This is a genomic window from Glutamicibacter sp. 2E12 (genome assembly GCF_050030965.1).
Classification (GTDB): domain Bacteria; phylum Actinomycetota; class Actinomycetes; order Actinomycetales; family Micrococcaceae; genus Glutamicibacter.
In genome coordinates, this window is sequence record NZ_CP188297.1 from 2,488,039 (window position 1) to 2,510,512 (window position 22,474).

The following is a 22,474-nucleotide window of genomic DNA, read 5'->3' on the forward strand; positions in this document are numbered from 1 at the left end:
GATTACTAGCCGATCGCGGAAGAGCGCCACCAGTCGATTCCGGCATCGCCCTGGGCGATCTTGGCAATCTGGGCCAATTCCGCCTCGGAGAACTCAAGGTTGTCCAGCGCACCCAAGTTCTCGTCGAGCTGCTTGGTGGACGAGGCGCCGATCAATACCGAGGTTGCCGCGCCATCGCGCAGCAGCCAGGCCAGGGCCATCTGCGCCAGCGACTGCCCGCGCGTCTGCGCAACCTCGTTCAGGCTGCGGACCTTGGCCAGGTTCTGATCGGTCAGCTGGGCTTCGAGCGAACGGCGTCCGCCTTGGCGAACCACATCAGTGGTTTCCAGGTACTTATCGGTGAGCAGGCCCTGGGCCAGCGGGGTGAAAGCAATGGTGCCCATGCGTTCCTTTTCCAGGGTTTGCAGCAGGCCGTGCTCTACCCAGGGGTTCAGGATGTTGTACGACGGCTGATGGATTACCAGCGGGGTTCCCAGGTCCTTGGCGATTGCGGCAGCCTCGGCGGTGCGTTCTGCCGAGTACGAGGAGATGCCCACGTAGGTGGCCTTGCCCTGACGAACCAGGGTATCCAAAGCGCCGATGGTTTCTTCCAGGGGAGTCTTCGGATCGAAACGGTGCGAATAGAAGATGTCCACGTAGTCCAGATTCATCTTCTTCAGCGAGGCTTCGCAGGAGGCCAGCAGGTACTTGCGCGAGCCGAAGGTGCCGTGCGGGCCTGGCCACATGTCGTAGCCGGCCTTGGAGGAGATGACCAGCTCGTTGCGGTAGGGATTGAAGTCTTTTTCCATCATGCGGCCGAAGTTCTCTTCGGCTGAACCTGCCGGAGGACCGTAATTGTTGGCCAGATCGAAGTGGTTGATGCCGTTATCGAAAGCGTGGCGCAGGATCTCGCGCTGGGAATCGAATGGACGGTTATCGCCGAAATTCCACCACAGTCCCAGGGATAGCGGGGGCAAGCGCAGGCCGGAATCGCCAACGCGGCGGTAGCCGAAGTGCTCATAGCGGTCTGCGGCAGCAGTGTAGGGACGGTGCAGTTCCGGGATGGACGGGAGGCGTTCGTATTCCACGAGGCACCTTTCTGCCAGGTCAAGCGCTGGCGAGCGGAAATCGATTTGACGTCAGTTTCCACAATAGGCCAGAGCCTGAACTAAATAAATAGCGCAAAGGTGAATCCGCTGTGTGCGTAAAGGTTTCGTGGGTTTGGATTAAATGATGAACCGACCCGCCAGGCCAAGGAGGTAACGCCTGTGCGGATCGGTTGATCTAGATCACTCGCACCTTGAGAAGGTAATAACCACACTAGGAGCTGAAACTTGAAAGTAGCTGAATGCGAGGTGTGCGGTCTCTTGGGAAAAGGCTTTTGCTAATAATTCGAGGGCGGATCCGAAGCCGGGAATGACTCGTCTTCCCACTCTTCGACGAGAGCTTCATCGTGCTCGTCATGGCGCTTCTTTTCTTCTGCGGCCAGTCGCAGCTTTTCCTCTTCAGCGCCACCGGGCTGCCCAGCAGCTGATTGTTCAGGCATGATCTTCCTCCCAACTTCCGTGGGCCACCCCCTGCGGATGGCTGGACCCTGTGTCTTCAGTGTTCACCTATTAGCCGCGGATGTCGAGGGCGGCGGCCAACACTGATTTCGCCTTCACCGTCAATACAGGATTTAATCGAAGGCATGCCGATGATCAATAATCCCGCAGATGGTTCCGAAATCTTCTTTGACGATGACGGGGCTGCCGGGGAGCCGATTCTCTTCCTCCATGGCTCCGCCCTGTCCCGGTCCATCTGGAGAGGGCTCGGCTACACCAAGGCGTTGGGCCAGGGGCACCGCACCATCCGCATGGACCTGCGCGGGCATGGCAAGTCAGCCAAATCCCATGACGTAGCCGACTACACCATGGACAAGGTGGCCGGCGATATCCGCGCGGTGATGGATCACCTGGGCATCGGACGTATTCACATTGTCGGCTACTCTTTTGGCGCACGCACCGGGCTGCACATGGCCATGCACCACCCAGAGCAGGTGATCTCGCTGATCATGCTCGGCGGCACCTACGAAATTACCCCCGGCGAAATCGGGAAGCTCTTCTTCCCCGGCTACCTCGAGGTCCTGCGCAATGGCGACATCGAAGGATTCGTCACCGGGCAAGAAAAGAATGGACGCCTGGATCCAGCAACCCGCATGGCCTTCAAATCCAACGACCCGCTGGCCCTGGCTGCCTACTACGAGGCCGCCGAGACCCTGCAGAACATCAACCTGTCCGAGCTGGCGAAGATCAGAATCCCGACCTTGCTGCTGATCGGCACCCGGGACCAGCCGCGCTTCGACCAGAACAAGATCATGGTCCGCACCTTGCCCAATGCGCGCATGGTGGCCTTGCCGGGGCGAACCCACGGCAGCACCCTGTTCCCGATTGAGCCTGTGGTCAAGGCCATCGAGTCCTTCTGGGCTGGACGCCAAGCATGAGTTCGGCCCGCTTCGACCTGAACAGGATTGCTTCAGGGCTGGCTTTCGGTCCCAGCAGGGAGGAACTCCAAGAATCCTTGGCGGCTGATCCTGCCCAGCCGTTGGTGATCCAAGCGCCACCGGGATCCGGCAAGACGACGATAGTTCCACCCACGGTAGCCAACGCCCTGGACCAGGCAGGACTGGCTGGCAAGATCATCGTGACCCAGCCACGCCGTGTCGCTGCCCGGGCTGCTGCCCGTCGCCTCGCCCAGCTTGATGGATCGGTTCTGGGCCAGCGTGTTGGCTTCGCCGTGCGCGGGGAACGGCAAGCTTCGGCGCAGACCCGCGTGGAATTCGTGACCGCAGGCCTGATGCTGCGCAGGTTGCTGGCCGATCCGGATGTTGCCGGTGTGAGCGCGGTGATCATTGATGAGGTCCACGAGCGGTCGATCGATACGGATTTGTTGCTGGCGATGGCCAACCAGGTCAGCGAATTGCGTGATGACCTGTCGCTGATCCTGATGAGTGCCACCTTGCACGCCGGGGAACTCTCGGCGCTGCTGGCCCGTGGCCAGGCCGCTCCAGTGCTCAGCGCCCACACCGCGCAGTTTGCCGTGCAAGAAGCTTTCGACAGCTTCGCCGGAATCCGGAACACCGAACGCGGGCTGAACGATGACTACCTGCGCCACGTTGCCGCCGTCGCGGTACGCCACAGCGCGGCAGCCAACGCAGCAAGCGCAACCCCGGTGGACACCTTGGTGTTCGTCCCCGGGGTACGGGAAGTCGACCGCGTCTGCTCGCAGATTTCTGCCTCCGGAGTGCAAGTCCTGGCCTTGCACTCGCAGATCTCTTCCAAGGAACAAGACCGGATCCTCAGTGAGCCGGAGGCTGGCAGCGCCCCGCGGATCATCGTCTCCACCTCCATTGCCGAATCGTCGGTGACCGTGCCGCGCGTTCATCTGGTGGTGGACGCCGGCTACGCCCGCGAGCCGCGCCGAGACAGCTCGCGTGGTTTCTCGGGGTTGATGACCGTGGTGGCCAGCCGTTCCGCGGCCACCCAGCGGGCGGGCCGGGCAGGACGACTCGGGCCGGGCAAGGTGGTGCGGACCTTGGACCCCAAGTCCTTTGCCGCCGCCCCGGCGCACTCCACACCGGAAATCCGCACCGGCGACCTGGTCGCCGCCGGCTTGTCGCTCGCGGCATGGGGGACCCCGCGTGGCGAGGGGCTGGCCATGTGGGAAGCGCCGCCGGCTAGCGCCATGGCCAGCGATGAGCAGATCCTGCGCAGCCTGGACGCGGTTGACGGCACCGGGCAGATCACCGCCCTGGGCGAGCAGATGATGAAGGTTCCAGCAGACCCGCGTGCCGCCCGCGCGTTGCTCGAAGGCAGCCGGATTTTCGGCACCCGGGCTGCCTCGGATGCTGTCGCATTGCTGGCCAGCTCGGAACGCATTGCCAGCGCGGACCTGAATGAATTGCTTGCCGCGGTGCGCCGGAGTTCGCATCCGGCGCACCGTGCCTGGAAGCATGAAGCGCAGCGCCTGGAAAAGCTCCTGGGCACTGCGGAAAACCGCACCGGGCGGCAGCCTGCACCGGCAGCTGCGGCCCTGGCAGGCGTGTGCGCTTTGGCGTACCCGCAATGGATTGCGCGCAAGGTCGGCCCGGAGGAATACCTGTTGGCTTCGGGGACCCGGGCAACCTTGCCACGCGGCAGCCAGCTGATGCATGAGGAATTTCTTGCGGTCGCCGAAGTTTCCCGTGCCGGATCCAAGGCGGTGATCCGACGGGCCGTTGGCATCGAACTTGGCACTGCCGTCGACCTGTTGCCGCAGATGCACCAGAAGCGCGAAGTGGCGGAGCTGGTTGACGGCAGGATCACCGCTCGCCAGATCGAGAGCTTTGGCGAGATCGAGCTGGCGGCCCATCCGGTCAAGGCCACCGCAGAGCTGGGCATGCAGGCTGTTGCCAGCGCCATAGCTACGCAGGGGATAGCCTTCTTCGGCACCCATGAAAAGTTTGATGCTTTGCGCCGGCGGATGGCCGTGGCCCATCGCCTGCTCGGCGAACCCTTTGCCGCGGTGGATGACCAGGCCCTGATTGCCTCGGCGGGCAACTGGCTGCAGCCGGTCTTGCGGCAGGTAGCCGCCGGCAAGAACGCTGCCAAGGTTGACCTGTATTCGGCATTGCGGACCTTGCTGCCGTGGGAGCATGCCCATGATTTTGATTCGCTGGTGCCCGAACGGCTCCAGGTGCCTTCGGGATCAAGGATTTCCGTGGCCTATCCCGAGGTCGGTGAAACCGGTCCAGCGGTCGTCGCCGTGAAATTGCAAGAATGCTTCGGGCTCGATGAGTCGCCGCGGCTGGTCAAGGGCAAGCTTGCCGTCCAGTTCCACTTGCTTTCGCCCGGTGGCCGGCCGCTGGCGGTGACCGATGACCTGGTTAGCTTCTTCAATGGGCCCTACGCCCAGGTGCGTTCTGAAATGCGCGGGCGCTACCCGAAGCATCCTTGGCCGGAGAATCCATGGGACCACGTGGCAACGGCAAAGACCAAGAACCGATTGGGCCGGCAGTAGGCAAAAGCACGCCGGGGCCGAGGCCCGGAAGAACGAGCCAGGTCCCGGCGTGCTTTCCGGCGCCCAGGTTCTAGGCGAACGCTGAGAAGCCGGTGATGTCGCGGCCCATGATCAAGGCCTGCACGGTTTCGGTACCTTCATAGGTGTGGATTGCTTCCACATCGGCGAAATGGCGGGCCACGCGGTTGCTGGTCAGGATACCGTTGCCGCCGAGCAGGTCGCGGGCGTTCGCTGCGATGGCGCGTGCGGTGCGGGTAGCGGTGTACTTGGCCAGCGACGCCTGCGGGCCGGTCAGCTCACCGGAAGTTTCGCGCTTGGTCGCCTGCATGACCAGAACCTGGATAGTAGCCAGTTCGGACTGCATGCGGGCCAGGCGCTCCTGGACGATCTGGCTGGCGGCCAGCGGACGACCGAACTGCACGCGCTGCTTGGCGTAGCTCACGGCCGACTCGTAGCAAGCGGTCGCGTGGCCCACGGCAGACCAGGCGACACCCAGCCGGGTGGCGAACAGGACGCGCGAGGTGTCCTTGAAGCTCTTGGCTTCGGGCATCACATCGTGGTCCGGAACGAAGACGTTCTCCATGCGGATATGCGCCTGCCAGATAGCGCGCAGGGAGAGCTTGTTTTCGATGGTGGTGGCCTTGTAGCCTTCGGCATCCTGGTGCACGATGAATCCGCGGACCTTGCCTTCGTCGTCGCGGGCCCAAACGATGCTCACGCCGCCGACCGAGCCGTTGCCGATCCATTTCTTTTCACCGCTCAGGCGGTATCCGCCCTCGACCTTGGCGGCACGGGTTTCCAGCGAAACCGAGTCGGAACCATGAGTTGGTTCAGTCAGCGCGAAAGCGCCTGGAAGTTCGCCGCGCAGCATGGGGATGGCGTACTTCTTGATCTGCTGGGCATTGCCGCAGTACAGCACGGAGCGCAGAGCCAGACCGCCCTGGACGCCAACAATGGTGGAGACCGAACCGTCGCCACGGGCCATTTCCATGTTGACCAAGCCGGCAGCCAGCGGGCTCATTTCCTCGTAGCCTTCCAGGTTCAGGCCATCGCGCAGCAGATCCGCATCGCCGAGCTTCTTGAGCAGATGCAGCGGGTAGTCGGCCTTGTCCCAGTACTCGTGGATGTCGTCCTTGACGTCGTCGAGGATGAATGCGCGGGCCTTAGCTCGCCACGCGTTGTCCGCTTCGCCTACTTCTGCGAAGATTCCGGTCGGATCGATATTGACGTCTCCGGACCACAGGTCGTATTCGGGTTCGACAACGCCGGCGGGAAATTCAAAACCGGTCTCCAGCTGGGACATTTCAGATGCTCCTAATAGCTACGGTGAAAAAAGCTTCACTCCTAGACTAGTGGAACGCAGTGCCATGTCAAGAAACTTGGTTTCAAGAGTTGGGTGGAATCGATTAGTTTCCGTGCTCTTTGAGCGCGCGGGAGACGGCCTGGAGAATCGCCTGCTCATCGGCGCCGGCATCCAGCACGGAAACCACCACGCTGGGGGCCGCAGGCTTGGGGGCGGCCGCTGCCTGTCCGGGGTCGAGCAGATCCGGGAAGCGGTTCAGGAACTGGCGCACATCGTTGGCCAGCTTGGTGCGGTCCGTGCATTGCGCGTCTTTCAGCCAGCTGCGCAAATGATCGTTGTGGATCGCAACCAGGCCAGCGCTAACGCCCAGGCACAGCGACTTCTCCGTGGCGCTCTTTGCCAAATCGCGACGGTTCAGGAACCCGTAAAACGCCCGTTCGTAACGGTGAGTGGAGACCAGCTCGCGCTCTCGCAGCGACGGCACCGAGGAGAGCAGCTTGTGGCGCAACTGGGCACCTTCGGGGTTGACCGTGTACTGGTCGAAAACCACATGCGCGGCATCGATGAGCGTAGTGATTGCATCAACCGACGAGGCGGCCAGCGTGGTCTCGACGTGTGTAATGATCATTTCCTGGTCGGCGAAGACCATATTCTCTTTCGACCCGAAACGGCGGAAGAAAGTGGAACGGGAAATGCCAGCGGCAGCTGCCAGCTCGTCGACGCTGGTGGCATCGAAGCCCTGGGTAATGAGTAGATCAAGGGCTGCTGGGGGTACTGCGGAAGAAGCGATCATGATTCACGAATTTAGCACGATTCAAGCTGGGAAATTCTTGGGTTCAGCTATGCGCGCCGCGCAAATGATTGTGAACTACTGCGCCCATGACTACGCTGAACATCAGGGCGTTCCATGCAGGAACGCCATTCTTGGACGAAATGAAAGAGAAGTGAGGGCCCATGGGAATCTCGATTGCAAACGCCGCGCTACGTTTGGTCAGTGGTGCGTTCATTCTCAACAGCGGCATCAACAAGTTGCGCATCGATGAAGCCAGCGCCGCAGGCCTGCAGCAGATGGCAGCCAACGGCGTGCCTCAGCTGGCCGAGCTGGAACCGGCAGTTTTCGGTAAGGCCGTATCCATCGGCGAGATCTCGCTGGGTAGCGCCTTGCTGCTGCCGCTGATCCCATCGCGGCTGGCCGGCTTAGGCCTGGGCGCATTCTCCGGTGTGCTGCTGGCTTCCTACCTGCGCACTCCGGGCATGACAGAATCCGACGGCATCCGCCCAACCGCGGATGGCACCGCCCTGGCCAAGGACGTATGGCTGGCAGGTATCGCTGTGGCATTGATTCTTGGTCGCAAGGGCGCCAAGAAGATCAAGAAAGCAAAATAAGCGGACGGAATCGCTTGAGCAAAACACTCGGCACGCCGTAAGTTGATCTTGGAGACTGCGGTTTTCAGCGGCCACATTTGAACTACAAGCTAAGAGGAGAACCAATGGGTTTCTTAGATGATGCAAAGAAGAAGCTGGGCGAGGCAGTCGAAAACGCGAAGGACTTCGCAGGCGACGCTACCGAGAACGTGAAGAACTTCGCAGCGGACGCCCAAGAAAAAATCGGCGAGAAGGTCGATGAATTCAAGAACGGCGATAGCAACGAAGAACCTGAAGACAAGGTCTAGCGACCACGAAGCCAGCGCCTGATCCAGCGACTTTCGAGTCCCGGACCAGGCGCTGGCTCCGTTAAGAGCTGCCTCTGGCTAGTGGCGCTGCGCCTTCTTGCCATCGCTGAGGAACGCTACAACGAGCACAGCAGCCACGCCGATGAAGCCTGGCAGCATCAGTGCCTGTCCCAGGCCAACAGACGTGGCTTCCATGATCACCGCAGGATCCTTGGAATCTGCCTGCGCGATCTGTGCCGAAATGCGGGCATCCATCATCACCGCGATCAGCGCAGAACCAAGCACTGAACCGATTTGCCGGGTGGTGTTGTAAATCCCTGAACCGGCACCCGCATCACGCGCGGTCAAGTCCTTGGTGGCTGCCAGCGACAGCGATGGCCAGATCATGGCTGAACCGATGCCTTGAACCGCTGAAGGAATCAGCAGCATCCACAGCGGGATATCGGCGTGCATCATGAAGGCGTAGACCACCGTGGCACCGCCAAACAGGAAGAACCCGGGCACGGCCAAGATCCGCGGGCTGAGCTGATTGACCTTCTTTCCCAGCTGCGGCGCGAGGAAGATCGCCACGAAAGCCATCGGAGAAATCATCAACGCGGATTCGGTGGGAGTCAGGCCTCGGACATTCTGCAAGAAGAACACCATCGGCAAGGCGATGGTCGCGATGGTCAGGCCCATGAAGGTGATCGCGACATTGGCCAAGGAGAAATTGCGGACCTTGAACAATCGCAGCGGAACCAGCGGTTCAGACGTGGTCTTGGACTGCCACCAGATGAAGGCTCCCATCAGCACCGCGCCGATGATAATCAGATGCCACGAATTCAGCGGGCCAATGAATGGTTCCCAATTGGTGGCATCGCCTTCCTGGATGCCGAAGACCAAGCAGAACATGGCCAACGCCGAAAGGATGACGCCGAACCAGTCGAAGGAATGCGCTTGGGATTCAAGGGCTGGCACGAATTTGAAGACCATGGTCAAGCTGACTACCGCGATGGGCAAGTTGATGAAGAAGATCCATTCCCAGCCGATGGAGTCCACCAGCAGACCGCCGGCAATCGGACCGATCAGCGAAGCGATGCCCGCCACTGCACCCCATAGGCCCATGGCTGCACCGCGGTGCTGATAAGGGAAGAGGCGGGTAATGAGCGTCATCGCCTGAGGGGAAATCATCGAAGCGCCAAGGCCCTGGACGGCGCGCGCCGCCACCAGCGAGCCGAGGGAATCGGACAAGCCGCACCACAGCGAGGCCAGCGAGAAGACCACCATGCCGATGAGGTAGATATTGCGCGGACCGAAGCGGTCACCGAGGCGCCCGGTGACCAGCAGCGGCACCGCGAAGGTGAGCAGGTACGCGCTGTTGACCCACAAGATGCTGGAGATATCGGCGTCCAGCGACGTCATGATGGAGGGCATTGCGGTGGACACGATCGTGGTGTCCAGCAGGATCATGAAGAAGCCGATGACCAGTGCCCAGAGGGCACGCCAGGCGGCTTTCTTGTCGAAGTGTGTTTCGGGATTCGCAGTTTCAGGCACTGGTCAAGGCTAGTCCCTATCAGCCCTGTGCGGAACGGATAGCGAAACTATGCATAGGAAATCAGTCGAAACTCACATCGCCCGAGATGCGGGTGGCGACATCGCCACTGACCCAGACGCCTTTTTCGGTAGCTTCAATATGCAAGATCGCTTCGCGGCCCAAACGCGTGCCCTGGCGCACGGTATAGCGCTGGGGTGCATAACCGGTCTGCGTCAGCCAGATGCCGAACGCAGCATTCAGCGAACCGGTGGCAGGGTCTTCCGGAACAGCCTCGCCGGGAATGAAGGCACGGACCTCATAGTCCGCCGGAGGCTGCAGCACCACATTGCGGAAGCGCTCTTCGGAACGCTCAAAATCAGAGAAGTCCAGCGGACGCAGCTCTTCGCGGGTACCGGAAACGCGCGGCATGACCGATCCGCGCGGTTGCCACACGCTCTGCGAAACGCTGGCTGCGGTGTAGGGGCCGATGACGCCTACTTCCAATCCCTGCAGCGCCTCATAGTCAGGTTCGATGCCCAGCACGATATCGGCGTCACGCAGCACCAGGCCCGCAGGATGCGGACCGTTGACCAGCCACTGGTGGTCCACCACGTCTTCTTCGCGAATGCCCAGCCCGGCAATCGCCCATTGCAGGACATCTGGTTCCAAAGGGCCCGACCTGGTCAGCGGGGGTGCGAGGAAGGCCAAGCGCCGCGAGTGGCGGTCGCTGCTTTCCCGTTCCACACGCACCGGAATCAGCCCGGCACCGCATTGCTGGATCAGATGGCCTGCGGGACCAGCCTCGCCACCGGACTCCAGCCAAGCATGAGCCGCGCCCAGCGTCGGATGGCCAGCAAAGGGCAGCTCGGTGCTCGGGGTGAAAATGCGAATGGCGTAGTCCGCTTCCTCATCAGTGGGCTCGACGAAGAATACAGTTTCCGCAAGATTCAGCCACTGCGCAAAGTGCTGCATCTGGTCATCGCTCAGGCTGTCGGCATTGAACACGACTCCCAGGCCATTGCCGTTGAAAGCAGTGGGTGCAAAGACATCAACCTGCTGATAAGAGAATGTGCGCGACATACTTAGCATGGTGGCACATTAATCAGCAGGTTGACCCGGTGTTACGTGGTACGTCACGCAAAAAGTTGCGAACGCATCAAGGAAATGAACCTTCTTTACCAATGGTGCGCAACATCGATGACCAAGCGTGAACCGTCGCCAGGTCCAGGCAGTGCGAACACGCGCATGGGCAGCCGTGCCCTGGTCGAGAGCCCCACTTTGGTTTCGCCTTCAAAGCTGCCCAGCCACACCAATTGGCGGAACGTCGTGTAGCCCAGATTCTTCACTTCGGCGCCCGGGTTGAAATCCTCGGTTACCGGGGCCTGCACCAGGATTTCCAGGTTGGCACCGCCAGTGGTGTCCACCTGCAGGCCGGAACCGATTCCGGTCAGTTCGCTGACATACCTGGCTGAATGGCTGGCAGCTGGTCCTGCGAGATCGATGACCAGCCGGTCAAAGCACAGGTGCCGTCCGGTCCGAAGATTTTCCACTGCGGAATGCGTGGACAAGGAGCTGGTTTTGGCCAAGGATCCCCAATAAACCGTTGGGCAGGAAGCAGACGCGAGGGCGGCCGGAGCGGGGGCCGCCGCGGAAGCAGGCGTCACCACGAGCAAGGCTGCCGCCACCGTGCCTAGAACGATTCCAATTTTTCCGTGGCGCATATGGATCACCGTCTCTCTTGGTTTGCGCCCGCAGGCAGAGCGGACTGCCAGTGAGTCAACTAAAGGCCTGGAATGCGGCAAGCGCAAGGGCAGAAAAGAATTGGAACCACTCTGAGACGCTTCTGCAATGGAGCCGGAGAACTCCCGGGCCGTAGGGCGGAAGGCAGGTTCCACACAGCATTTATTTAGCGCCATATGACATGCTTTAAACATGTCACCTACCCCCGTTGAACCCATCGGCGAAACCGTCGAGGAAGTCATTACAGCCTCAAGCTTCCTCCCCGAATCGTTGCAATTTTGGGTTGTCCTGCTCATCGGTGCGCTCGTAGCCGCAATCCTGGCGTTTGTTTTCAGCGGCGTTTCCCGCCGCGTGCTGCGCCGGATCGGCGTGGACGAAGCCGACGTGAAAGCCACCAGATTCCCGTTCTTCGGCCTGGTTACCTCGATTATTGCCAAGTCGGCCTTCGCGGTCTTCTATCGAGAACGCACTTGGTACAACCCCTGGCAGTTCGCCATTTTGATCATTCTGGTCTTCTTCCTCACCTGGTTCATCATCAAGCTGGTGCGCGTGATTGAGACCGGCATGATGGCACGCTTCGAGGTGAGATTCGGTCCAGGGCGCAGGCTGGCCAAGGTCCAGACGCAGGTCGGCCTGATGCGACGGGTACTGGTTGCGGTGCTCTGCATCATTGCAATCGCCGCGGTGCTGCTGACGATCGAGCAAGTCAGGGCGCTGGGGGCCGGCCTGTTGGCCTCGGCTGGCCTGGCTTCGGTGGTCGTTGGCCTGGCCGTGCAGTCAACCTTGGCGAACGTATTTGCCGGCTTGCAAGTGGCCTTTACCGACTCGATTCGCGTGGATGACACGGTGGTAGTCGAGGGGGAACGCGGCACGGTAGAGGAGATCACCCTCTCCTACGTCGTGGTGCACCTGATCGACGGGCGCCGGATGATCCTGCCATCGACCTACTTCACCACGACGCCATTTGAGAACTGGTCGCGGCGCAGCACGGAGATCTCCGGAAACGTAGCACTGCAGCTGAAGCTCAATGCGCCGATTTCCTACCTGCGCCAGCGCAGCAGCGAACTGCTTGAAGCCTCCGACTGGTGGGATGGCCGGGACAATGAGCTGCTCGTGACCGACGCGCAAAACGGCTTGCAAACAGTGACCATTTATTTATCCGCGCGCAACGCCGGGGACCTGTGGAACCTGCGCAATATGCTTCGGGAGAAGCTGCTGGCCGAGCTGGTGGAAAACTACCCTGATTGCCTGCCGGATCCCCGGATGATTCCAAGCAACCCGGTCTAGCGGCATAACGGAAGCCGCTGATCCCAGTACTGTGAACTGGGATCAGCGGCTTTTGCCGTTTCCGGGGACTTAGAGCCGCAACGCAGCGGGTCCGTAGTCGTTGTAGCGCTCCTGGCGGGCCGTCGCTTCGCGCAATGCGGAGATGAGCGACTCGGCCTTGCCAATGAGATCCTGGATCAAATCATCGTCGCGTTCCACCCAAAGGTATTCGGGAACCGCGCGCACCGGCACGAAATTATCGTGCTCTTCCCAAACGAACAACGTGCGTTCGGCCCCGATCACATGCTGCTGCCAGAGCACCTGGCGCAGGTAGCTCTTGGGGATCTTCTTGAAGGGCTTGTTGGTGGTCTTGATTTCAGCCAAAACCGGAACTCCCGATGCATCGAAACCCAAGCCATCGGGAGTCGCCAGATGGAGTCTCGAATGCTGCGAGTGGAAGAGCTGGGAGGAGGGGAAAATATTGAAATTCTCTTGGACCCAGGCAGCGATGACCGGTTCGCGCTTGCGCCCGTGATCGGTGTAGGGATTGCCGGAGAAGCCATTGCCGTAGAGCTTGTCCCATGCGGCGTTCTTGATGGACTTCTCGGTGGACAACTTGGCCACGTCCGTTGCGGTGATGCCCTGGGCCCGTGCGCGGAGCCACTCAATGCGGTTGGAAGAGTCGGCTAGAACACGTTCGAAGCATTCATGTTGGACGCCGGGCACAGTAATCACTTGACCTATTCTTCCCCATGAATGGGCAAGAACCGTGCACCTTGGGCTTCGAGCTGGCGTGAGACTAGTCGCTGGCTTCAGCGATAGCGGTCAACAGCTGATTGATAGTCGGTGTCTGGCTGGCACGGAATTTCTCCGTGCCTTCCTGCAATAGCCGAATGACCGGGGTGCTGGTGATTCCCATTTCCTCGCCGCGCTCCACCTGCTCCACGACATTGATCTCTTCGACCTCCAACGCGGGCAGCAGTTCCTGCACGCGGGCGACAGCCAGCCGCGTGCGCACGCACGGTGCGCAGAATGGTTGCGTATACAGTTCCAGCTTCATCTGTTGCCTACTGCTCCTGCTGTCGTCGTGAACTAGCTGCCGGCTGCTCCTACCGGGGGATGAGCCTGGCCGGAGGCTACTTGGAACCCTGCGCTGATGCGCGCGGGTACCATTTGTTGAAAACATTGGGTCATGCTTGAAAATTCCCTTGGCCATCCTCCCGTACTCGCCGCTCACGGACTCTACCGCAGCTTCGGTTCCACCACTGCACTGAACGGCGTCGATCTGCAGATTTCACTGGGCCAGTCCCTTGCCATCATGGGCCCCTCGGGTTCCGGAAAATCCACGCTGCTGCACGCACTGGCCGGTATTGAACTTCCCGACGCCGGCAGCATCATGCTGAACTTCCCGGGCCGTGCACCGGTGGATATCCAGGGGCTCAAGGATAAGGCGCGCACCAGGCTGCGCCGTGAATCCTTCGGCTTCGTCTTCCAATCCGGACTGCTGATTCCCGAGCTCACTGCCGAAGAGAATGTGGCCATGGCCTTGATGATCAACGGCGTGCCACGCAACGCCGCCATTTCCAGTGCCGGGGCGGCCCTGGCGGAACTGGGCCTGGCAGGAATGGAGCAACGCCGCATCGGCCAGCTCTCCGGCGGGCAGCAGCAACGAGTAGCCATTGCCCGCGCGCAGGTCACCGGGGCGATGGTGGTCTTTGCCGATGAACCTACCGGCGCGCTGGATTCAACCACGGGCTTCGAAGTGCTGGAGATCTTGCTGCAATGCACCGTCGGTGCCGGAAAATCCCTGGTGATGGTGACCCATGATCCCAATGTCGCCGCGCGCTGCGACCGTGTAGTGCAGCTGCAGGACGGCCAGCTGATCAGCGACAGTCTGCACCCATCGGCCACCGTGGATGGCGGTGCCCAGAAGTGAATATCCTGCACCTGTCATGGATGCTTGGCCGGCCGGCGAAGTCCCGGCTGGCACCACTGATCCTGACCGCCAGCGCCTACGCCATGGTCAGCGCGATCCTGCTGATCGTGCTGGGAGGCGCCTACTCCTTTACCAGTTTCGAATCCGCGGCCCAGGGGATGTACCTGCCATTGGCAGCCTTCGCCGTGGTGCTTCTGGTAGTCCCATTGCTGGTGCTGGGATCGGCCGCTGCCCGGCTCTCCGCGCGGTCCAATGACCGCGCCCTGTCGTCCTTGCGCTTGCTCGGCGCGACCGGGGCGCAGATCGGCCTCGTGGCCGTGCTGCAAGCCGCCGGCACGGCGTTGGCCGGCGCACTCGCCGGAATCGTGCTCTACCTCCTGGCCGCACCATTGGCTTCGCTGATTCCGTTCCAAGGTGCGCCGATCGGTTCGGCCATCTATTTGCCGCTGTGGGTGCTGGCGATAGCAGTAGTCGCTGTCGTGCTCCTCTCGGCAGGCAGTGCATCTGCCGGCTTGCGCAAATTGGTGATCACCCCGTTGGCGGTGGCAACCCGCAGCACGGTGCCCACCCCCAGCTGGCTGCGCGCGGTGATCACCCTTGCCGGCATTCTGGTGCTGTACATGGTGTTCTCCAACATGGGCCAGTTCGTGCAGTCCATCGCCGCGATCATCGCAGTGGTGGTTGGCGGTTTCGGCTTCGGCCTGCTGGTGATGAACCTGGTCGGTCCGTATCTGGTGGCGAAGGTGGGCAAGGCCAAGCTGCGCAAGGCCAGAACTCCGCAAGAGCTGCTGGCAGCCCGCATGATCCTGGAAAGCCCTGCCGAATCCTGGCGCCAGGTATCCGGGGTTGCCATGGCTTCGTTCGTCGCGGTGGTGGGCGGCAGCGGGGCCGCCTTGATGGAGCTGACCGGAAGCGAACTCGATCAGGGCACCTGGCTGGAGCATGTGCCGGCCGATGTCACCACCGGCGTGCTGGTGACCTTGGCGATCAGCTTCATCTGCGTGGCCGCTTCGGCGGCGATCTCCCAAAGCGCCAGTACCCTGGATCGCGCTGAGCTGTATCGCGGGCTGAACCGGTTGGGCATGCCCTACGAAACGATGAACGCCGCGCGCACCAAGTCGATCATGATCCCGGCGCTGGCTGCCTCGATCGGTTTCGCCATCGCCTCCACGGTGCTCGTGCTGCCCCTGGCCGGGGCCGCCATCCTGCTCAAGCCGCTGACGGTCATCACGGTAATTGTCTCCGTGTTACTCGGCTTGCTGCTGGTGCGGGGAGCAATTTTGGTGGCTGATCCGCGGAAGCTGCTAGCAACTAGAGAATAAAGTCTCTGGTCAGCCCACCGAAAAAACCGCCCGATTTGGTTAGGGTCACTTCAGGGTCGGTGATTAGGGACGTTTCGTGTTGCGTAATGCGCAGAGAAACGCGTATCGTGGCATACGGCCCGGATAGGCATGCCTAACCTAGCTAAACAAAACGTTGACAGAACCTCGCATAGTCTGGAATCACCGACCCATGAAAAATTCACGTCGCGCCGGAATTTTCGCCGCTTCAACTGCCATCCTCGCCTTGGGCCTGACCGCCTGCGGCGCGTCGAGCAACTCAGCGGATCCGTCGGCTGACACTTCAGCCAAGGCCGCAGAAGACTTCACTCCGGTCACCATCGAGAACATCTATGGTGAAACCACGATCGAAAAAGTCCCGGAACGCATTGCGACCATCTCGTGGGTCAACGCAGATACCCTGCTGGCTCTGGATACCGTGCCGGTCGGCATGGACACCGACACCTACGGCATGAACGAGAACAACTCCACCGCATGGAAGGACGCCGCTCTGGAAGAGCAGGGCGCTTCCATCGGCTCCGAGAAGGCGCCCGTGCAGTACAAGGTGGGCGATGACATCGACTACACCGGCATCGCCGCCAGCAAGCCCCAAGTCATCTTCGCTCCATACTCGGGGTTGAAGAAGGAGCAGTACGAGAAGCTGCAGGAAATCGCTCCGGTCGTTGGCCCCATCGAGCCTAACTACCTGACCAGCTGGGAACAGGTCACCGAAGTTGCCGGCCAGATGCTGGGCAAGGAAGAAGAAGCCGACGCCCTGATCGAAGAGATCGAAGGCAAGCTGGCCAAGGTCGGCGAAGACAACCCAGCGCTGAAGGACACCACCTTCATCGCCGCTGACCTCTCGGCGCCGGATACCGCCTACATCTACTCCGAAGGCGACACCCGCCCGCGCTTCCTGAGCGCACTGGGCATGACCCAGGCCGAGTACGTGCAGAAGAACGCCGCCAAGGACACCTTCTTCTTCACCGTGTCGCCGGAAAAGGTCAACGAGTGGGATTCGGACATCGTCTTCGCTTCGGCTGTTGCGGGCAACACCATGGAAGATGTCGTCAAGGGCCAGCCGCTCTACGGCCAGATCCCTGCCGCGAAGAACGATGCCGTGGCACTGCCAGGCACCGATGAAGCAACCCTGGCGATCTCCGCGGCTTCGCCGCTGTCCATCGAATGGGCACTGGATAACGTAGTTCCAGGCATCGTCAAGGCTGCTGACAACGCAGCTGCCGCGAAGTAGCTCCGGCTAGGGATTCACTGACAGATAGTGCAATTGGGCTTCCAGGGAATGGGTAGCTGCGCCCACCAAGCGCGCATCGAGGTCGGGGTAGACATGCTCCAGCAATTCAGCTGGCTGCGTGTGGACCCCGGCCTTGCCGAGTTTCTGCAAAGCCGCACGCACCTGGTCCAGCCGCGCATGCCGATGCTTGATGTACATCTGCAGCAGCGGATGCGAGGAATCATGCTGCTCGCCGTGCGCCGGATGCAAAGCCATATCGGGCAGCGCGAGCAACCGATGCAAGGAATCCAGGTAGTCGGCCAGTGTGCCGTCCGGGTGTTCCAAGATGGTGGTGCCCCGGCCCAGCACGGTATCCCCAGTGAACAAGTGGGCACCCCCGCCCTGGCGGATGAAGCACACCGAGTCCGAGGTGTGGCCAGGGGTGAAGACCACCTGGATGATGGCGCCGGCGGCGCTGATCGTTTCGCCATCGGCGAGCACCGGGGCATCCCGGCAGTACTGCTCCAGCATGGCACGCACCGGCGCACTGGTCATCCGGTAGAGCGCATCGATGCCTCCCGTGTGATCGGCATGCCGATGGGTAATGAGCACCAGTTGGATGTCGAAGGCCGCCAGCGCCTGCAGATGGTCTTCGAGCTCAGGGCCCGGATCAATCAGGACGACCGGAGTTCCAGGAAGAAGTTCATCCACTGCAGGGTCGAACAGCAGATAGGAATTAGTCCCGTCCAACGTCATTTCAGAAGGGTTCTGCGCGCGAAGCAGGCCGATGCCTGGAGTGATAATAGTGGGCAAGGGAAGAAGAGCCATAGCAATGAGTGTAGGAACCAATGACCGCGACTGAAAGTATTACGCGCCAAGCACCGGGGGCCAAGTCGCCAAAAGCTGGCCGGAAGCTCGGCGCCTTGCTGCTCCTTGCCCTGTTGCTCGGGCTGGCGCTGTTCGCTTCGCTGCTGCTGGGCGCGCGAAACGTCTCGATGGGCACCGTGTTCGATGCCATCTGGAATTTCGACCCGTCCAATGGCGACCAGGGCGTGGTTGCGTCCCGCTTCGCCCGCACTGTCGGAGCCATCGTGGTTGGCGCTGCCCTGGGTTTGGCTGGCGCCGGATTGCAGGGGCTGACCCGCAACCCGCTGGCCGATACCGGGATCCTGGGCTTGAACGCCGGATCCTCCATGGCCGTGGTGCTGGCGATCGCGTTCCTTGGCGTCAGCTCCCTGGCCGGAATCATGGTGGCCGCCTTCCTCGGCGCTGCTGGGGTGATGGCCTTGGTTTATCTCGTGGCCAACGTGGGCCGTGAAGGCGCCACGCCCATTAAGCTTGCGCTGGGCGGTGCCGCCATGGCTGTGGGCGTGGGCGCGATTACCAATGCGATCCTGATGATTTCCGATGCCACCATGGACCGTTTCCGCATGTGGCAGATCGGCACGTTATCCAGCAGCGGCATCGACACCTTCCTCGGGGCCATTCCCGTGGTGGCCGCCGGGGCACTGATCGTGCTGTCCACCGCCAAGGTATCCAATGCCGTGTCCATGGGCGATGACACCGCGATCGCCTTGGGCTTCAACTTGAACCGCGCCCGGCTGATCGGCTCCATCGGGGTGGTCATTCTCGCTGGCACAGCCACCGCAGTGGCCGGGCCCATCGCCTTCGTCGGCCTGATGATCCCGCATGCCGTGCGCTTGCTGGTCGGTTCCGACTACCGCTGGCTGATGCCAGCGAGCCTGATCGCCGGGCCGATCCTGCTCTTGCTGGCTGATACGGTGGGACGAATCATCGCCCCGCCCAGCGAGATCCAGGTAGGCGTCATGTGCGCCATGCTGGGTGGACCGATCTTCATCATCATGATGCGCAGCGGCATGAAGTCGGTGAGCCTGTGAGCACGAGCGAAATGGCAGCAGCCAACATGACCCAGCCCCGCAGCACCACGGAAACGGCCGGACCGGCGACGGCCCCGGCCTCGAAAGCCGCACCGGCGCTGGCAGCCCGCCGCAGATCCCGGGTGCGCCGCACCGCCTTGTGGATGTGTTTGGCCCTGGCGCTCGCCGTGGCGGCCTACCTGTTCTGGGGGCGGGACCGCCTCCCAGCTGCCGAAGTCTTCCAGGTGCTCAGCGGTGAAAAGGTGCCGGGCACCAGTTTCATCATCATGTCCGACCGCCTGCCGCGCATTGCGGTGGGTGCCCTGGCCGGTGCCGGCTTGGGCATTTCCGGTGCCTTGTTCCAGCGCTGGCTGGGCAACCCGCTGGCCAGTCCCGACGTGATCGGCGTGGGCTACGGCGCATCGGCGGCCGCGGTTTTCGCGATGATCACCCTTGGCTATACCGACTGGAAGCTCAACGCCTTCGCCCTGGCCGGCGGGCTGCTGGTCGCTGCATTGATCTACTGGCTCTCGGCCTCGGGCACGCGGACCGGTCCCCGGCTGATCCTGGCGGGCCTGGCCATCGGCGCGATGCTCCAGGCGCTGATCCAGTACCTGCTGACCCAGGCGCAGGTGAATACGGCCAGCGATGTGATGCACTGGCTGACCGGCTCGCTGGCCTCGAGCAACTGGGAGAATGCAATGCTGCTTTTGGCGTCCCTTGGCGCCATCGGCATCCTGTTGCTGCCCCTGGTGCTTCGCCAACTGAAAATGCTGGAGCTGGGCGAGGACACCGCGGCGGCCCTGGGGCTGCACGTGGGCTGGGCCCGGGCGATCTTGGTCTTTGTTGCTGTGGCCATGGGCGCCTTGCCGATTGCCGTCACCGGGCCGATGGCGTTCGTTGCCTTCCTGGCCGGCCCGATTACTGCCGCGCTGAACCGCGGCCCGATCAACATCCTGCTTTCCGGTTTGACCGGGGCAACGCTGGTGACTGTCGCCAATTTCTTTGCCGCGAACCTGTTCGCGGATCTTTCGCTGCCGGTGGGCGTTATCACCGGCGCATTCGGTGCACCCTTCCTGATTTGGATTCTGGTGCGCGCAAACTCAACTGGAAGCGGGGCATAACCCATGGCCACTTTGCAGGCAAGCGATCTGACCCTGGCCTATGACAAGGTCACCATCGTCGACGAGCTGTCGCTGGATATCCCTGCCGGGCAGGTGAGCATCGTCGTCGGGGCCAACGGTTGCGGCAAGTCCACCCTGCTGCGCGCATTGTCGCGGCTGCTCAAGCCAGCCGGGGGCCAGGTGCTCCTGGACGGCGCGGACATCCACTCCAAGCCGGCCAAGGAAGTCGCCAAGACCCTGGGCTTGCTGCCGCAATCGCCCACCGCTCCGGACGGCATCACCGCCCGCGAGCTGATCAGCCGCGGCCGCTACCCGCACCAGGGCCTGTTCAAGCGCTTCTCTGCCGAGGACGAGGCAGCGGTTAATCGCGCCATGGAGCTGACCGGCACCACCGAGCTGGCCGACCGCTCGGTGGACGAGCTCTCCGGCGGTCAGCGCCAGCGCGTCTGGATCGCCATGGCCCTGGCGCAGGAGACCGACCTGCTGCTGCTCGACGAGCCGACCACCTTCCTGGACGTGGCGCACCAGCTCGAAGTCCTGGATGTGGTCAGCGAGCTGAACCGCAGCCGCGGGATCACGGTCGTGATCGTGCTGCACGATTTGAACCTGGCCGCCCGCTACGCCGACTACCTGGTGGCGCTGCGCCACGGCAAGATCTACGCTGCCGGCCATCCCAACGATGTGGTCACCGAAAAGACCGTCAAGGATGTTTTCGGCATGCCCAGCCGCGTGATCCCCGACCCGGTGGGCGGCACTCCGCTGGTGCTTCCCATTGGCCGCCACCGGGTGCTGCGCACCGAGCAGGTGCTCGCTTCCCAGGGCATTTTCCGTACCGAAGCTTCGGCAAAGAAAACTGCGGTGAAGCAGGCGGCAAATGTGAAGCAAGCTGCCCAAGCAGCCGCCGCCCTTGATCCGCAATCAGAACGCCCGGCCCATGAGCATGTGCCGACGTTGGCCTTTGACACCACTGTGGTCAATAGCCAGCAGCTCGCGCCATCCTTCCGCCGGGTGACCGTCAGCGGCGAGGACCTGGAGTACTTCGGCACCAACAGCCACCCGCTGGATATGCGCATCAAGCTCTTGCTGCCACCGGCTGGCGGTACTGCGCTGACCGACGAGATCGCCTCGATGCGCCCTGGCGCGATGACCAGTCCTGCCGAGCAGCAGGGCTGGTACAAGCGCTGGTTGTCGATTGATCCCGATACCCGCGGCCACATGCGCACCTATACCGTGCGGGCCTTCCGCGAAGCCGGGCACCGGGACAATATCGGGGCCACGGCCGAGCTGGATATCGACTTCGTGATGCACGGGCACATGGTTGACGGCCAGCTCCAGGGCGGGCCGGCTACGGAGTTCGGCGACCGGGCCAAGGTGGGCGACCAGCTGTTGCTGCTGGGCCCGAACAAGACCCTGAACGACTCCAGCTACGGCGGCATCGAGTTCCGCCGCGGCGAGGCAACCCGCGTGGTGCTGGCCGGTGACGAAACCGCCGCCCCGGCGATTTGCGCCATCCTCGAAGCCTTGCCCTCCAACGTCACCGGCCATGCGCTGATCGAGGTCCCGGAGACCACGGATATCCTCGGTGCCTCCACCCGCTCCGGCGTCTCGGTGCAGTGGCTGACCCGTGGCAGCCATGAGCATGGTGAATTGCTGCAGTCGGCCTTGCGCCAGGTAGTCGCGATTCCAGCAGCCGGCGTGGTGCATACCAACGCCGAGCCGGAAGATATCGATGTTGATGCGGACATCCTGTGGGAGACAGGCCAGGAAAATTCCGCACCGTTCTACGCCTGGATTGCCGGTGAAGCCGGCACGGTCAAGGAAATGCGCCGTTATCTGGTGCGCGATGCCGGCGTGGACCGCAAGCAGGTAGCCTTCATGGGCTACTGGCGCCGCGGGAAGACCGAGAACTAGCGGGCAGCGGCAACCAGCGCCCGAGGCCCCGGCACGCATATGCTGGGGCCTCGGGTTCTATCCGCTAGCTGGCAGCTAGTTCTCTTTCGCCGGGTTCTTGCAAGCGCTGCGCACCGGCCGCGGGTTCTCGCGGTCCAGGATTGCCAGCAGCCGGGTGAGCTCGGCGCGGTCCTCGTCGCCGAGCTTGTCGAAATAGCCGTCCATGCTCGAACGGCGCAATTCGGCGAGCTCGCCGAGCTGGGCGCGGCCCGTGGCACTGAGCGCAATCAACGTGGCGCGGCGATCGGCCGGATCGGGGGTGCGCACGACAAGCTCCTTGGCTTCCAGCTGGTCGACTACCTCGGTGGTCGAGCGCGCGGCGATGTGCAGCTGTTCTGCGAGCTGCGAGTTGCGCAGCCCGATCCTATCGGCCCGGGACAGCAAGGTCAGCACCCTCGATTGGTGCGGAGTGATGCCCAGGGGAGTCAAGCTGTCCCTCCATCTGCCGCGAAGCATGCGTGAAGCGTGGAGGAAAAGATCTGCCAAGTCAGGCTTGGGCTCTTCGTTCTGCATATGTTCAAGGATA

22 protein-coding genes are annotated in these 22,474 nt (G+C 62.2%); 11 read left to right on the forward strand and 11 right to left on the reverse strand.

Annotation, left to right across the window (positions count from 1 at the left end):
- Window positions 1-5: 5 nt before the first annotated feature.
- Together mgrA and ACP3TE_RS11625 are read right to left on the reverse strand one after the other, a co-directional pair.
- The gene (gene mgrA / locus ACP3TE_RS11620; protein WP_426733647.1) at window positions 6-1,067 is read right to left on the reverse strand and encodes an L-glyceraldehyde 3-phosphate reductase; all 1,062 of its coding nucleotides are present in this window, start codon (window positions 1,065-1,067) and stop codon (window positions 6-8) included.
- Window positions 1,068-1,363: 296 nt separating this feature from the next.
- Complete coding sequence (locus ACP3TE_RS11625) at window positions 1,364-1,525, reverse strand: hypothetical protein (protein ID WP_166650864.1); 162 nt, start codon at window positions 1,523-1,525, stop codon at window positions 1,364-1,366.
- Between the two features lie 150 nt (window positions 1,526-1,675).
- On the opposite strand from ACP3TE_RS11625, the gene ACP3TE_RS11630 reads away from it, so the two are divergent.
- Window positions 1,676-2,461: an alpha/beta hydrolase gene (locus ACP3TE_RS11630; RefSeq protein ID WP_332498788.1), complete on the forward strand. Its 786-nt coding sequence runs from the start codon at window positions 1,676-1,678 to the stop codon at window positions 2,459-2,461.
- Entirely contained in the window at window positions 2,458-5,016 is a 2,559-nt protein-coding gene (hrpB, locus tag ACP3TE_RS11635; RefSeq protein ID WP_426733648.1) for an ATP-dependent helicase HrpB, read from the forward strand. The genes ACP3TE_RS11630 and hrpB overlap by 4 nt, the downstream gene beginning before the upstream one ends.
- Before the next feature lie 70 nt (window positions 5,017-5,086).
- Here hrpB and ACP3TE_RS11640 read toward each other — a convergent pair whose 3' ends face one another.
- Together ACP3TE_RS11640 and ACP3TE_RS11645 are read right to left on the reverse strand one after the other, a co-directional pair.
- Window positions 5,087-6,319 carry an acyl-CoA dehydrogenase family protein gene (locus tag ACP3TE_RS11640; RefSeq protein WP_426733650.1) on the reverse strand — a complete coding sequence of 411 codons (1,233 nt, stop codon included), beginning with the start codon at window positions 6,317-6,319 and terminating at the stop codon, window positions 5,087-5,089.
- Window positions 6,320-6,422: 103 nt separating this feature from the next.
- Window positions 6,423-7,112, reverse strand: a complete 690-nt coding sequence (locus tag ACP3TE_RS11645) for a TetR/AcrR family transcriptional regulator (RefSeq protein WP_426733651.1) — start codon at window positions 7,110-7,112, stop codon at window positions 6,423-6,425.
- Window positions 7,113-7,273: 161 nt separating this feature from the next.
- Here ACP3TE_RS11645 and ACP3TE_RS11650 point away from each other — a divergent pair, with 161 nt between their 5' ends.
- Together ACP3TE_RS11650 and ACP3TE_RS11655 are read left to right on the forward strand one after the other, a co-directional pair.
- Window positions 7,274-7,705, forward strand: coding sequence for a DoxX family membrane protein (locus ACP3TE_RS11650; RefSeq protein WP_105659096.1), 432 nt, complete (start codon window positions 7,274-7,276; stop codon window positions 7,703-7,705).
- 104 nt (window positions 7,706-7,809) lie between these two features.
- The gene (locus ACP3TE_RS11655) at window positions 7,810-7,992 is read left to right on the forward strand and encodes a hypothetical protein (protein ID WP_105662724.1); all 183 of its coding nucleotides are present in this window, start codon (window positions 7,810-7,812) and stop codon (window positions 7,990-7,992) included.
- Window positions 7,993-8,070: 78 nt separating this feature from the next.
- Here ACP3TE_RS11655 and ACP3TE_RS11660 read toward each other — a convergent pair whose 3' ends face one another.
- The 3 genes from ACP3TE_RS11660 to ACP3TE_RS11670 all read right to left on the reverse strand — a co-directional run bounded on the left by ACP3TE_RS11660 (window position 8,071) and on the right by ACP3TE_RS11670 (window position 11,226).
- Window positions 8,071-9,525 carry a DHA2 family efflux MFS transporter permease subunit gene (locus ACP3TE_RS11660; protein WP_105659094.1) on the reverse strand — a complete coding sequence of 485 codons (1,455 nt, stop codon included), beginning with the start codon at window positions 9,523-9,525 and terminating at the stop codon, window positions 8,071-8,073.
- A gap of 61 nt (window positions 9,526-9,586) precedes the next feature.
- Complete coding sequence (locus tag ACP3TE_RS11665) at window positions 9,587-10,585, reverse strand: PhzF family phenazine biosynthesis protein (protein WP_332727451.1); 999 nt, start codon at window positions 10,583-10,585, stop codon at window positions 9,587-9,589.
- A 95-nt stretch (window positions 10,586-10,680) separates the two neighbouring features.
- Window positions 10,681-11,226, reverse strand: coding sequence for an AMIN-like domain-containing (lipo)protein (locus ACP3TE_RS11670; protein ID WP_426733654.1), 546 nt, complete (start codon window positions 11,224-11,226; stop codon window positions 10,681-10,683).
- A gap of 211 nt (window positions 11,227-11,437) precedes the next feature.
- On the opposite strand from ACP3TE_RS11670, the gene ACP3TE_RS11675 reads away from it, so the two are divergent.
- Complete coding sequence (locus tag ACP3TE_RS11675) at window positions 11,438-12,532, forward strand: mechanosensitive ion channel family protein (RefSeq protein ID WP_365943121.1); 1,095 nt, start codon at window positions 11,438-11,440, stop codon at window positions 12,530-12,532.
- A 69-nt stretch (window positions 12,533-12,601) separates the two neighbouring features.
- Here ACP3TE_RS11675 and ACP3TE_RS11680 read toward each other — a convergent pair whose 3' ends face one another.
- Together ACP3TE_RS11680 and ACP3TE_RS11685 are read right to left on the reverse strand one after the other, a co-directional pair.
- Window positions 12,602-13,246, reverse strand: a complete 645-nt coding sequence (locus tag ACP3TE_RS11680) for a YqaJ viral recombinase family protein (protein WP_286134416.1) — start codon at window positions 13,244-13,246, stop codon at window positions 12,602-12,604.
- Window positions 13,247-13,310: 64 nt separating this feature from the next.
- On the reverse strand, window positions 13,311-13,571 hold the full coding sequence (locus ACP3TE_RS11685; RefSeq protein ID WP_133834858.1) for a glutaredoxin family protein: 261 nt from the start codon (window positions 13,569-13,571) through the stop codon (window positions 13,311-13,313).
- Between the two features lie 132 nt (window positions 13,572-13,703).
- Here ACP3TE_RS11685 and ACP3TE_RS11690 point away from each other — a divergent pair, with 132 nt between their 5' ends.
- From ACP3TE_RS11690 to ACP3TE_RS11700, 3 genes are all read left to right on the forward strand, one after another.
- Window positions 13,704-14,447 (forward strand): ABC transporter ATP-binding protein, encoded by a 744-nt coding sequence (locus ACP3TE_RS11690; RefSeq protein ID WP_332489111.1) that lies wholly within the window; start codon window positions 13,704-13,706, stop codon window positions 14,445-14,447.
- Window positions 14,444-15,769, forward strand: coding sequence for an FtsX-like permease family protein (locus ACP3TE_RS11695; protein WP_426733657.1), 1,326 nt, complete (start codon window positions 14,444-14,446; stop codon window positions 15,767-15,769). Before ACP3TE_RS11690 ends, ACP3TE_RS11695 begins: the two co-directional genes overlap by 4 nt.
- Window positions 15,770-15,959: 190 nt before the next feature.
- Window positions 15,960-17,018, forward strand: coding sequence for an ABC transporter substrate-binding protein (locus ACP3TE_RS11700; protein WP_133834855.1), 1,059 nt, complete (start codon window positions 15,960-15,962; stop codon window positions 17,016-17,018).
- Between the two features lie 6 nt (window positions 17,019-17,024).
- On the opposite strand, the gene ACP3TE_RS11705 is transcribed toward ACP3TE_RS11700, so the two are convergent.
- Window positions 17,025-17,825 (reverse strand): MBL fold metallo-hydrolase, encoded by an 801-nt coding sequence (locus ACP3TE_RS11705; RefSeq protein ID WP_133834854.1) that lies wholly within the window; start codon window positions 17,823-17,825, stop codon window positions 17,025-17,027.
- A 20-nt stretch (window positions 17,826-17,845) separates the two neighbouring features.
- Between ACP3TE_RS11705 and ACP3TE_RS11710 the strand changes: the two genes are divergently transcribed.
- The 3 genes from ACP3TE_RS11710 to ACP3TE_RS11720 are packed head-to-tail and all read left to right on the forward strand — an operon-like array spanning window position 17,846 to window position 21,909.
- The gene (locus tag ACP3TE_RS11710) at window positions 17,846-18,895 is read left to right on the forward strand and encodes a FecCD family ABC transporter permease (RefSeq protein ID WP_133834853.1); all 1,050 of its coding nucleotides are present in this window, start codon (window positions 17,846-17,848) and stop codon (window positions 18,893-18,895) included.
- On the forward strand, window positions 18,892-19,998 hold the full coding sequence (locus tag ACP3TE_RS11715; protein ID WP_286172314.1) for a FecCD family ABC transporter permease: 1,107 nt from the start codon (window positions 18,892-18,894) through the stop codon (window positions 19,996-19,998). The genes ACP3TE_RS11710 and ACP3TE_RS11715 overlap by 4 nt, the downstream gene beginning before the upstream one ends.
- Window positions 19,999-20,001: 3 nt before the next feature.
- Window positions 20,002-21,909 carry an SIP domain-containing protein gene (locus ACP3TE_RS11720; RefSeq protein ID WP_105659085.1) on the forward strand — a complete coding sequence of 636 codons (1,908 nt, stop codon included), beginning with the start codon at window positions 20,002-20,004 and terminating at the stop codon, window positions 21,907-21,909.
- Window positions 21,910-21,984: 75 nt separating this feature from the next.
- Here ACP3TE_RS11720 and ACP3TE_RS11725 read toward each other — a convergent pair whose 3' ends face one another.
- Entirely contained in the window at window positions 21,985-22,377 is a 393-nt protein-coding gene (locus ACP3TE_RS11725; RefSeq protein WP_332498785.1) for a MarR family winged helix-turn-helix transcriptional regulator, read from the reverse strand.
- Window positions 22,378-22,474 lie beyond the last annotated feature (97 nt).